5 protein-coding genes and 3 pseudogenes are annotated in these 12,378 nt (G+C 43.0%); 4 read left to right on the top strand and 4 right to left on the bottom strand.

Features of this window, described 5'->3' with window-relative positions:
- Window positions 1–226 (top strand): sensor histidine kinase (locus V7K61_RS11995; RefSeq protein ID WP_335053525.1); only part of this gene is annotated, 226 nt, incomplete at its 5' end.
- A 149-nt stretch (window positions 227–375) separates the two neighbouring features.
- Here V7K61_RS11995 and V7K61_RS11990 read toward each other — a convergent pair.
- The 4 genes and pseudogenes from V7K61_RS11990 to V7K61_RS11975 all read right to left on the bottom strand — a co-directional run.
- A pseudogene (locus V7K61_RS11990) lies at window positions 376–1,225 on the bottom strand (IS630 family transposase); the annotation flags it as partial.
- The gene (locus V7K61_RS11985; protein WP_334844614.1) at window positions 1,183–2,280 is read right to left on the bottom strand and encodes a hybrid sensor histidine kinase/response regulator; all 1,098 of its coding nucleotides are present in this window, start codon (window positions 2,278–2,280) and stop codon (window positions 1,183–1,185) included. The pseudogene V7K61_RS11990 and the gene V7K61_RS11985, both read right to left, overlap by 43 nt.
- Window positions 2,281–2,446: 166 nt before the next feature.
- The gene (locus V7K61_RS11980) at window positions 2,447–5,971 is read right to left on the bottom strand and encodes a PAS domain S-box protein (protein ID WP_335053524.1); all 3,525 of its coding nucleotides are present in this window, start codon (window positions 5,969–5,971) and stop codon (window positions 2,447–2,449) included.
- 205 nt (window positions 5,972–6,176) lie between these two features.
- Window positions 6,177–6,932, bottom strand: coding sequence for a response regulator transcription factor (locus V7K61_RS11975; protein ID WP_334844619.1), 756 nt, complete (start codon window positions 6,930–6,932; stop codon window positions 6,177–6,179).
- A 737-nt stretch (window positions 6,933–7,669) separates the two neighbouring features.
- Between V7K61_RS11975 and V7K61_RS34090 the strand changes: the two are divergent.
- The 3 genes and pseudogenes from V7K61_RS34090 to V7K61_RS11965 form a co-directional block, all read left to right on the top strand.
- Window positions 7,670–7,852 (top strand): annotated as a pseudogene (locus tag V7K61_RS34090) (ATP-binding protein); the annotation flags it as partial.
- A gap of 77 nt (window positions 7,853–7,929) precedes the next feature.
- Window positions 7,930–9,267 (top strand): annotated as a pseudogene (locus tag V7K61_RS34085) (protein kinase domain-containing protein); the annotation flags it as partial.
- A partial coding sequence (locus tag V7K61_RS11965) for a GAF domain-containing protein (protein ID WP_442936309.1) occupies window positions 9,254–12,378 on the top strand: 3,125 nt, incomplete at its 3' end. The pseudogene V7K61_RS34085 and the gene V7K61_RS11965, both read left to right, overlap by 14 nt.

The raw sequence follows: 12,378 nt of genomic DNA, 5'->3' as shown, positions 1-12,378 counted from the left end.
AAATAATCTAGTTAAAATTGCCATTGCGGATAATGGAAAGGGGATGAGTGAACAAGTCAAATCAAAAGTATTTGACCATTTATTTACTACGAAAGCTGTGGGTAAAGGGACGGGGTTGGGGTTGGCGATCGCTCGACAAATCGTTGAAGAAACCCACGGCGGAAAATTGAGTTTTAATTCTGTTTTAGGTGAAGGTACAGAGTTTATTATTGAAATTTCGGTATAATTTAGTCCTCAGATCCCCGACAACTTGCGCGAAGTCGGGGATCTTTTTTGGGAATACTAAATCTGGAAGCCTTAAGGATTTAGCAGCATGGTTAGCACTATTGTCAGTATTCCCGGATATCGCATCTATGATTTACTCTACAATGGTTCACCCAAAGCAAATTCAGCAGCAAAATCAGCCAAAACCTGATTAAACAATTCTGTATTGACGTAAGGAAGAATCCACCAATAAGTTTCTCCGGTTTGAGGATGTACAAAAGCATACTTTCCATTTCCACTGAAACCGCCAATTTACATTAGCAATTGGTGTTTCCCCTTCTGGTACGTAAACTCGTCGCAAAATTGGTTTGAGTCCTAAGCGTTAGCGAGTCTTCTCCCAAAGGGAGACGCTAAGAGCGAACGAGCGTCTGCTCATCCTCACACCACAACTCAACTTCTGCGTCTGGATAAGCAGCTTGAATTTGTTCTACTTCTATGGCGAGTTTTTTTTCCAGGCTTCTTGTTCAAAATAATCACTTTTTGTGTGACATGGCCGAGGAACTCTCAGTCTAAAAGTCATCTGCCGCAGTATCTCCCATCCCCTCTGTCTGCTGATATGAGTCCCTGTCACTTCGCTTAACCAATCTGCCACTTTCCTGCTATTCCATAATCCTCCATCTGGTGCTTTTTCTTGTAACGCCTGCCATAACTGTGCTTGCTGGATATCATTTACTAGGGGTTGTTTACCTTGGTTTGAGTCTCTGCGTAGGCGAAGCCCGCCGAAGGCATCGCCTAAACCTTCCACCCCTAATTCGTTGTATCTTTTTACCAATGCGTATATCCATGTTCTGCTGTAGCCAGTTATTTCCTCCACTTCTTCTGTTTTTTTCCCTTGAGCAACTAACCAAATGATTTGATACTGACGACTTTCTACCCCATCACTAGCTTGACGGTAACGTTGTTCTAACTCTTCAATACTTAGATGTGATTCACATGCGGTAGTTTGACGGTGAACGTTGATCCATAACCCACCCGGCTATGGACTGTAATTTCTCCTTTGTGGAGTTCTGCGGCTCGTTTGGCGATCGCCAACCCTAATCCTGTTCCTTGCAGCTTACCGACATTCCTGCCACGCTGAAATGGAACAAATAGATACTCCATATCTTCTGGTAAAATACCAATCCCCCGATCCTCGACTTCAAAATAAATGGCTTCATCTGTACTATAAAGCCGGAGCAGAATTGGATTGCCGTCAGGTGAATACTTTATGGCATTACTGATGAGATTATTCAGGAGATGCCAAAGCAGTTTTTCATCCACACTGGCGTAGATCTGGTCGGGGTTGTGAGAAAAAGCGATCGCGTGCCGTCTATCTGGGTTACATTGCCAGGGTTCAACTAATATTTGGCATAATTCTACAATATCAGTGATTTCAGCATTAAATAAAGTTGTTTCACGGTCTGTTTGTCCGATCAGTAAAACGTCTTCAATCAATTCATTCATCCGATCGGTTGAAGATTTAATTCGCTCAATTAGTTTCTGCTTCTTTGTTTCATCAACTGAATAACGACTATCTTCCAGCAGTTCGGTGGAACTCAAGATAACAGCTAGGGGATTACGGAGTTCGTGGGAGAGGATGGAAAGATAATCAAAGGAGTGACAATTTGTGCCATTGATGATGGTGCTTTTTTCCTTTGATTCTGCGTGGTGTCGAGCTAAGGCAATTTCAATGTTTGCTTTTAAAGCATTCTGGTTAAATGGCTTGAGGATATAGCCAAAAGGATAGGTGTGCTTTGCTCGATCGAGGGTTGGGCCATCTACATAAGCCGTGAGATAGATGACAGGAATCTGGAAGCGATCGCGTACCTCTTGAGCGACAGCAATACCATCCTGTTCTCCCTTAAGTACAATATCAACTAAGACTAAATTGGGCTGAAGTTCAGCAATTTGCTTCACGGCAGTTTCTGCACTGGCCGCTATGCCAACAACATGGTATCCTAACTTCTGGAGATGCCCTTCAATTTCTCTAGCAACTAAAATTTCATCTTCTACAACGAATATCCTTGTGTCTATCATAGGTTTTGTCCGCTAGACACTCTTTAAGGTGACTTTTACTTGAAGACACCAAGGAAATCACGAATTAAAAAGTTGTACTGTGAATATTAGTAAAATTGCTTCATTATAATTATAGAAAAAAAGAGCGAGCTATTATTTGAATTTAAGAAATCTTCTTATAAATCGCTTAAAATCGTTTTCCATACTCCAAGGTTGAGAAAGTCAAGCGAAATCGTGTGCCATTGCTGCGCTCAAGCTCTAATTTGCCCTCAAGTTGCAGGGCGAGATCGTAGGCAATCTTCAGTCCTAAAGATTTCAGCTTTTTGATGTTCAAAGACTCTGGGATACCAACCCCATTGTCCTCAATGGTGAGAATGTATTGGCAGCCAGCTTTAGGTGGCGTTTTTTGGGGCAACTGTGAATTCTGTGATGTAGATGAAGTTGAAACGTTGGGCTGCTGTGACTCTGGGGGTAACACTTGTTCTAGGGTGATAAAGATTTCTCCTTGGCGCTCATTGGGAAAGCCATGCTTAATGGCATTAGTAATCAGTTCATTGAGCAACAACCCACAGGGCATGGCCGTTTCTAGATTGAAAACAACGGGTTGCAGGCGAAAGCGCAGGTTAATTTGATTCGAGCGAACGTTAAAGAATGCTAAAATAGTACTTGCTAAACGCCGGATGTAGTCATGGAAATTGCTCCGTCCAACGTCGCCGTGTTGGTAGAGGGTTTCGTGAATTAGCGACATGGCTCGTAGACGATGGCGTGTTTCTTCTAACGCCCTGGAAACCGCTGGATGCTTTGTTGCTTCAGTTTGCAACCACAGCATTGAAGAGATCACTTGCAGATTATTTTTGACTCGATGATGAATTTCTTTGAGCAAAACTTCTTTTTGGGCTAACTGATTTTCTAATTGCTTGTAGAGGCTGGCTTTTTGACTAGCAATGCCGATTTGTAAACCCACTTGTTTGAGTAGGTCGATTTCATAAGTTTGCCATTGGCGGGGTGCATAACAATGATGGACAATCAGCATTCCCCAAATTTGATCGGCTTGCAGAATAGCCACCGCTAAGTTTGCCCGCACCTGTATTTGAGCCAGAAATTCGGCATAACAAGAAAGGATGTCTGCGGATCGTGTATCATTGCAAGCAGTGATATAGCCCTGGCGATAGCGTTCTGCCCAGTCTCGATCAAAACAGGGATCTGCGATGGTTTGTCCCGAAAGAGACAACTCAGGTAGGGAAACAACTTCTAGCTCAATGAAGATGTTGTAATCGCTATCAAAGCGGCAGATAACAGTGCGATCGCACTGCAAAAATTGCCGAATCTGCTCTAGGCAAGTTTCTAGAACTTCGTCTAATTGGATGGATTGATTAATAGTTTGGGCGATGGTTGCCAAGAGTTGGTCTGCTTCGGCTTGACGTTGCAGGCGCAGTTCTGCTTGTTGGCGTTCGCGAAGTGCAGCTTGCTGTTCGCTGACATCCCGCGCATTGGCGAGAATCACTGCTTGACCATTCCAAATGATGGGAGTGAGTGTGATCTCGGAGTCAAAGAGTGTGCCATCAATGGGTTTTCTACTTTTCCATTCAAAGTGAACCGTCTCCCCAGCCACCGCCCTTGCCCAATAGTCTGGGAGGAGGTGGAAGGCAGCATCCTGTGCAGAACAGTCTTCTATGATTGACAGCTTGAGGAATTGTTCTCGATCCATTTCCTGGAATTCCAGCACGCGATCGTTGACATCCAGGAGAGTTCCATCTAAATCATGCACCAAGAGGTGGCTGCTGACATTGTTGAAAATGGTACGCAGATTCTGTTCGGAAATTAGCAGAGCGGCTTCTGCGGCTTTGCGTTTGCTAATATCCACTACAGTGGAAAGAATGACCGATTTTCCATTCCAGATGATGCGGTTGAGGGTAATATCTGTGTCAAAGAATGTGCCATCAATGGGTTTTCTGGCTTTCCATTCAAAATTAATCGTTTCTCCAGCTAATGCTTTTTTCCAATAGTCTGGGCGGAGATGAAAGGGATTATCTGGTGCAGAGTAGTCATCAACAATGGAGTATTTTAGCACCTGTTCTCGATTCAACTTATGGTGTTCCAGCACACGATTATTCACATCCAGCAGAGTCCCATCTACGTCAACCACAAAGAGCATACTGCTAACATTGTTGAAAATCGTGCGGAGGTTCTGCTCAGAAATTTGCAGGGCGGCTTCTGCGGTTTTGCGATTGGTGATATCCTCAGCAAGTCCAGCAATCCGGTAAATCTCGCCTTGGGGGTTGTGAATCGGGAAGGAGCGATCGCTAATCCAGCGAATTTCACCATCTGGACGGATAATGCGGAATTCTATTTCCCCTTGGCAGTGTTGTCGGATCGTGGATACTTCGGTGATGACGCGATCGCGGTCTTCTGGATGCACCGCATCTAACCAGGCGTTTGAATTTTGGTAAAGCGTCTCTACAGGTTGTCCCCAAATATCTTCATAGCTGGGGCTGGTGTAGAGAATCTGTCCGTTTGTATCTTCAATGCAAAAGACGTGGTTGATGTTTTCCGCTAGCTGGCGGAATTTTTCCTCGCTCTCCTGTAACGCCGCAGTCCGTTCCTGCACCCGTTGTTCCAACTCTTGATTCAGGTGTTGCACTTGTTGATAAAGATTTGCTTGCTGAATGGCGATCGCCAACTGATCGGCAACCCGACGCGCTAAATCAATCTCATCCTCAGTCAATACCAAAGGCGGTGGCGATCTATGACCTGCTAGCGCTCCCCAGACGACCCCATTCACTTCTAGGGGAAGAATTAACCAGCCACAGGCAACCTTGGAAACTGCTTGAGCGATTTTTGGGTTAACTGGATCGGTGAAGGTGCGTGTGTCCTCAATTATCAAGATTTCTCCTTGTTTCAACCGTTCAGCGATGGGATTATCCTCATCGCTAATCTCAAGTTCCAAGGCTGGTAAACTCTCTGGACTTTGGAGATGCTCTGCCAGAATTATCAAACACTGTCGCTCTGGCAGGTATTGGATGATTGCTGCCCCATCCATTTCTAACAACTCAGTGAATTCTTGGGCGGCGGTTGTAAAAATTGTCTTCAAATCCAGGGAATTGCGAATTGTTTGGATAACTCGGTTAAAGCCTTGCTCTTGGCGAGTTTGACGTTGCAGGGAACTTTCGATACGCTTGCGATCGCTAATATCCATTATGGTTCCGGTCATGCGTACAGGTTGATTATTTGCGTCATAAAAAGCGTGGCCGTTGCCCTCAATCCAGTGAATGCTGCCATCTGCCCAGATGATGCGATATTCGTGATGATAGATGTGGTGTTCTTGGATGGCTTTTTGCACCACCTGTTCTAGGGCCTCTAGGTCATCAGGATGGACAAAATGCAAAAACGTTTCATGCCTGCCATCAAATGTGCCGGGAACCATACCAAAAAGCTGTTCAGTTTCCACTGTCCAGTCTGTTTCACCGGTAATTATATTCAAGTTCCAAATACCCATATGAGCTGCCTTGAGAGCTAGTTGCAGCCTCGCTTCGCTTTCCTGGATTTGATGTACAGCTGTATCAGAAACAGCACTTTTTTGTCTGATCCGCTCCCACACCACGCCCAGAAAGCCTGCGATCGCAATTCCCAGGAAATAGAGGTTCTCTGAATTTTGGGTAGTAGTGAATAAAGCGATCGCCATTACTGTAGACAAAACAGCTGCTAATACCATTTTGGATTTTAGATTTTAGATTTTAGATTTTGGATTGGAAATTGCTTTGCTTGTCTGGTGACAAACCTAGTTTTAACATCATAGTTACCTCCTGAAGGTTCCCTAAAAGCCTCCCAAAAGCTAGGAGTGGGGGAAGATGTGGGAGAATAAAAAAAGCTTCCCACACCTCCCACCCCTCTCACACTCGCAATTCCCCCTGCCCCTCCTAAAAGTACCGAAATTGCTTCGGCGCGACCCCCACAATTCGCTTGAAGTGAAGTGCGAGGTGACTGGGATTAGCGAATCCGCATTCAATCGCAATCTCCGCAATTGTGAGATCGGATTCTCTCAATAGCTGTTTTGCTTGTTCCACACGCTGCCCAATCACATACTGATGAACTGATTTGCCAGTGGATAGTTTAAATAGTCGTGCAAAGTAGTCAGTCGTCATGCCAACTTCATTTGCCAACTTCTCCAAACTCAACTCCTGATTCAGGTTGTCTTGAATATAGCAAAGGATGGTTTGGAGCTTATTAGGCGGCAGTCCACCCACCCCAGATGTCAGAGGAAAAGTATCTGTAGGGGTCGCTGATGGCTCATCCCTCCCTCCCTGCCGCCGGAACATTGCTAGCTCAATGGCAACGCGCAAATCTTGTTGAGTAAAAGGTTTTAGCACATAGCCAAAGGGATTAGTTAGTTTTGCCCGTTGCAGGGTGCTGTCATCGGAGTAGGCAGTAATATAAATTACTGGTATCTGGAAGCGATCGCCGATTTCATCTGCCATCCTAATTCCATCTTGATTCCCTTGCAGATTAATATCCATCAGCACTAAGTCGGGCATACTCTCACTAACCTGCTGAACCACCGTATTGGCTGTGACAGCAATGCCAACCACTTCATACCCCATCTTATGTAAGTGGCTCTCAATTTCCCTGGCGACTAGGATTTCATCTTCTACTATCAAAATCCTGGCAGTTGCCATTCACCCAACTCCTGCTGAATAGAACAGTCGGCTTCATCTTTCAACACCATCTTCTCTAACAGTTGTATCAGTTAAATTAATTCGTCAAACCATTACTTGATTATGCAATTAAAGATAAATTTTAAGTAAAATTTTTATATTATTACATTTTCAAAATTTTGTCGAATTGATTATCGGAATATAAAACAGATTCTCGACTTAAATTATGAAACTGTTTGATCTATATTTATTTGAGAATCTTCAAATCCTACAGTTAGTAAACCGAAAAATTTTGAAGATTGACGAAAAAACAAGGGTTCGAGTCAGCTTTTTGGAACCTGATAATTAGAGGTAATAGCGATCGCTATTAGAGGATGTTTGAAAAGTTTTAGGTGCATATAATTCGCTACTACACAAACCAAGTCTACCTACGTGGACTTTGGTAAGGATTCTGAAAAAATTTTCGGTTTAATCGCTGTAGTATTTGAAGAATTTTTTAATTTCGTGAACTTCTCAATTTAGAGATGTGAAACTGCAATTTTTATGGGAACAATATGTTCAAAAGCAATTCTAAGCATTATCCCAAAATATGTTTGAAATTGCGGGAATCTGTTTTCAGGAGTAGACGCATCAATATGACAGCGAGGTTTGATTTTCCCGACTATTACATTACAGAACAACTCTACACTGGTATAAAAGCGCTGGTATATCCAGGAGTTAGCAACTCCGATAAACTCCCCGTTGTCACTCAGATTTTGGTTAAACAACGAATGTTCGATCCATTCTTTACCACCAAGGCTGTAGGAAAAGGTACTGGGATGGGTCTAGCCATCAGCTACCAGATTGTGACTGAAAAACATCTGGGAACATTGAGATGCGATTCCGAACTGGGAGAGGGAAGGGCTACATTTACCGTCACCATTCCCACTCGACAAACTTGAACTATTTCACTTTTAAGTTTTCGTAGCAAGGACTATTTAGGAATAATTAATCTAGGAAAATGTCAGGATTTAGCAAGATGGTTAGCACAACAGTAAATATTTCTGGATATCACATCACTGAAGAACTTTATAATGCTTCTAGAACTCTAGTTTATCGAGCAGTTCGAGAAAAAGACTCATTACCGGTAGTTATTAAACTGCTGAAAAATCCTTATCCCACTTTTAATGAACTCTTGTCATTTCGCAATCAATACACCATTGCTAAAAATCTCAACTCACCCCTAATCGTCCAAACTTATTGCCTAGAAGCATACCAAAATGGTTATGCGTTGGTGATGGAAGACTTCGGGGGAATTTCTCTAAAGGAATGGGTTTACCGTGAGCGTAGCCGAATGGGAGTCAGGGTTAGGGGACAATCTTTACAGGAATTTTTAGAAATTGCGATCGCACTCTGCAATACCTTAGATATACTTTATCGAGAGCGGATTATACACAAAGACATCAAACCCAGCAATATATTAATTAATCCCGAAACTAAACAAGTCAAATTAATTGACTTTAGTATTGCATCTTTACTCCCACGCGAAACGCAAACACTCATCAATCCCAATGTCTTAGAAGGGACACTGGCTTATATTTCCCCAGAACAAACGGGAAGAATGAATCGGGGGATTGATTACCGGACTGATTTTTATTCTCTGGGTGTGACATTCTACGAATTACTCACAGGAAAGTTACCTTTTGCGTCAAACGAGCCGATGGAGTTGGTGCATTGTCATATTGCCAAACTTCCACCCCTAGTACATGAAATTAACCCACAAATCTCATCTGTAGTCTCCGAGATTGTCAGTAAATTGATGGCAAAAAATGCTGAATCCAGATATCAAAGTGCTTTAGGTTTGAAATTTGATTTAGAAAATTGTCTACATCAGCTACAAGAAACTGGTGACATTCAGAGTTTTGAAATTGCACAAAGGGATATGTGCGATCGCTTCATCATCCCTGACAAACTTTATGGACGAGAAACTGAAGTATCAACTCTACTCCAAGCCTTTGAAAGAGTCAGCCTTGGTGCAACAGAAATGATGCTGTTAGCTGGGTTTTCAGGAATTGGGAAAACTGCGGTTGTCAATGAAGTTCATAAACCAATTGTGCGGCAATGCGGTTATTTTATCAAAGGGAAATATGACCAATTTCAACGAAATATTCCCTTCAGTGCATTTGTGCAAGCCTTCCAAGATTTAATGGGGCAACTGTTAAGCGAAAGTGATGCACAAATTCAGCAATGGAAAAGCCAAATATTATCAGCAGTTGGAGAAAATGGACAAGTAATTATTGAAGTCATCCCCGAATTATCAAGAATTATTGGTGAACAATCACCAGCAATAGAGTTATCAGGAGATGCAGCACAAAACGGCTAATAGCTATTTGTTAATTGCCAATATAAATCAACAAATAGCTATTAGCAATGAGCAATTAGCAAGTTACAAATTTTTACACGATCGCGTCCAACAAGCAGCCTATTCTCTGATTCCCGATGAGCAAAAACAGACGACTCATTACCAAATCGGACAACTGCTTTTACAACAGATTTCCTCAGAAGCACGAGAAGACCGCATTTTTGAAATAGTCAATCAATTAAATTATGGAACTTATTTAATTACCCAACAAACAGAACGAACAGAATTAGCTGAGATCAACCTGATAGCCTGTCGTAAAGCCAAAAGTGCCACCGCCTATCAAGCTGGGCGTGAATATGCCAGCACTGGATTATCAATGCTTGGAGAAAAAGCTTGGCAGCAACAATATGAAATGACGCTATCATTCCATAACGATGCGGCTGAATTAGCCATGCTCTGCGGTGACTTCGAGGCAATGGAACAGTTCATTGATATTGTCATTAAACAGGCACACTCTTTACTGGAAAAGCTCAATGTTTACCGCCTGAGAATTCAAGCTCATACCTCTCAGAATAAACTAACTGAAGCCATTGCGATTGGCATCCAGATCCTGCAACAGTTGGGTGTCACCTTTCCCGAAACTCCCACAATAACTGATATTCAACAGTCAATTCAAGAGATTAGTGAACTGATTGGAGACAGGAAAATTGCAGATTTTGTCTACCTGCCAATGATGACAGATACCACCAAACTTGCAATTATTCAGATGACTAGTAGCATCACACCAGCAGCTTACCTCTCTGGCTCTCCCTTGTTCTCATTACTGACTTGCTTTTCACTCAAATTGTCTTTGCAGCACGGAAACTTATCTATTTCAGCTTATAACTATGTTTGCTATAGCATGATTGTCTGTAATCTCTTGGAAGATGTAGATTTAGCTGTAGAGTTTAGTCAGTTGGCATTGAATGTTGTCTTAAAACTCGATGCTAAAGTAACTAAACCGGAAGTATTACTGATGCAGGCTGGGTATATCCGACACCGCAAAGCTCACATCCAAGAAACGTTATCACTCTTGAGGGAGAGCTATGCAACTGCCATAGAAGTCGGAAACCTGCTAATTGCTGGACATAGTGGTCAATTTTTCTGTTTGCATTCCTTTTGGTGCGGTCAGCCCCTTACCACCTTAGAACAGGATACGCGCACTTACTACAATGCTTTGGTGCAAGTTAATCAATTGGCAACAGCCAATTACTGCCGAATCTATTGGCAATCTGTTTTAAATTTACTGGGAGTTGGGTCGCATCCCACCCTGTTGTCTGGTTCAGCCCTCCAAGAGATGGAATTTCTGCCCCTGCTATTGTCTGCAAATGATCTATATGGGTTGTATTTATTCTATTTATATAAGCTGACCCTTTGCTTTTTATTTGGGGAAGTTGAGCAAGCTAACAATTATGCAGTTGAGGGCAGAAACTATTTAATGGCTGCTGCGGGAATAGTCGGCGAACCTGCTTTTTATCTCTATGATTCTTTGGTTGCGATCGCACAGTTGAATCAAACACCAACAGAGGTATCACAAGCATTAGAGCGGGTGGCGCAAAACCAAACCCAGTTACAACAGCACTGGGCGCACCATGCTCCAATGAATTACCAGCATAAGGTTGATTTGGTAGAAGCGGAAAAATGTCGAGTGTTAGGGCAAAAAGTAGAAGCCAGTGAGTTTTATGACAAGGCCATATCTGGAGCCAAAGAACAAGGCTACATTCAAGAAGAAGCGCTAGCCAATGAACTGGCTGCCAAGTTTTACCTCGACTGGGGCAGACAGCGCATAGCTGGGGACTATATGATTGAAGCTTACTATGGCTATGCTCGTTGGGGTGCGAAAGCCAAAGTTGCTGAATTAGAAAGACGCTATCCCCAACTTCTGGCTTCTATCCTCCAACAAAATCGCACTGCTTTCTCGGTTAACGAAACCGTCTTTGCCACGGGTACAGTCACCTCCACTAGTTCTTCTAATTCTTCCTCCAGCGTCTCTGATTCCCTCGATTTAAAAGCTATTCTCAAGGCTTCCCAAACTATCTCAGGTGAAATTGAACTCGAAAAACTACTTTCATCGTTGCTTGCGATCGTGATTGAAAATGCGGGGGCTGATAAATGCGTGTTAATGCTGTTGCGAGACTCGCACCTGCTGATCGAAGGGTCAATTATTCAGGGTTCAGAGCCAGTAGTGTTGCAGCGCCTTCCCGTTGAGGAGAGTCAAGATATTCCCCTGAAGCTAATTTACAAAGTGAAGCATGACAGAAAGACTGCTGTGCTGCTGGATGCAACTGCCGATCCGACTTTAGCCAACGATCCATATATTATTCGTCAGCAGCCTAAAAGTATCTTGTGCAGCCCGATTTTGCATCAAGGTAAGTTGATGGGCATTTTATATCTAGAAAATACTTTAGTAACGGGGGCGTTTACGAGCGATCGCGTCGAATTGCTAAATTTACTTTGCGCTCAAGCTGCAATATCCCTAGAAAACGCTCGACTTTATGAAAATTCCCAGAACGATGCTCAACAATTAACACAATCTCTAGCAAAATTGCAGATTAATGAAACCCGTTTCCAAAATTTGGCTAATAATATTCCTGGTATGGTGTACCAATTCCGTCTCTGTGCGGATGGTTCAACTTCAACACCCTATGTTAGTTATGGGTGTTTGGACTTGTATGGGTTAGAGCCAGAGTCTGTGATGGCAGGGAAGCATAGCCTTTACACCCTGCACCATCCTGATGATGATCCAGCTATTGCAGAAGCGATCGCCTACTCTGCCCAAAATCTGACACCATTCAAGGAAGAATGGCGCATTATCCTGCCTTCGGGAACCTTCAAATGGGTTCAATGTGCTGCTCGGCCAGAGCGACAAGCTGATGGCGCAATTTTATGGGATGGGGTAGTGATCGATATTAGCGATCGCAAGCAAGCTGAAGCCATTGTGCAGCAAAAATCACAGGATTTACAACAAGCATTACAAGACTTACAACAAGCACAATTACAAATGGTGCAAAGTGAAAAAATGTCAGCTCTAGGTAACTTGGTTGCTGGTGTTGCTCACGAAATGAATAATCCTCTCGGTTTTATTGC

The organism is Nostoc sp., from assembly GCF_036918015.1.
GTDB lineage: Bacteria > Cyanobacteriota > Cyanobacteriia > Cyanobacteriales > Nostocaceae > Nostoc.
This window is presented reverse-complemented; position numbering and strand designations above follow the sequence as displayed.

Coding starts and splice junctions, on each gene's coding strand:
- V7K61_RS11985 (WP_334844614.1), bottom strand. CDS start 2,280: ATGATAGACACAAGGATATTCGTTGTAGAAGATGAAATTTTAGTTGCT.
- V7K61_RS11980 (WP_335053524.1), bottom strand. CDS start 5,971: ATGGTATTAGCAGCTGTTTTGTCTACAGTAATGGCGATCGCTTTATTC.
- V7K61_RS11975 (WP_334844619.1), bottom strand. CDS start 6,932: ATGGCAACTGCCAGGATTTTGATAGTAGAAGATGAAATCCTAGTCGCC.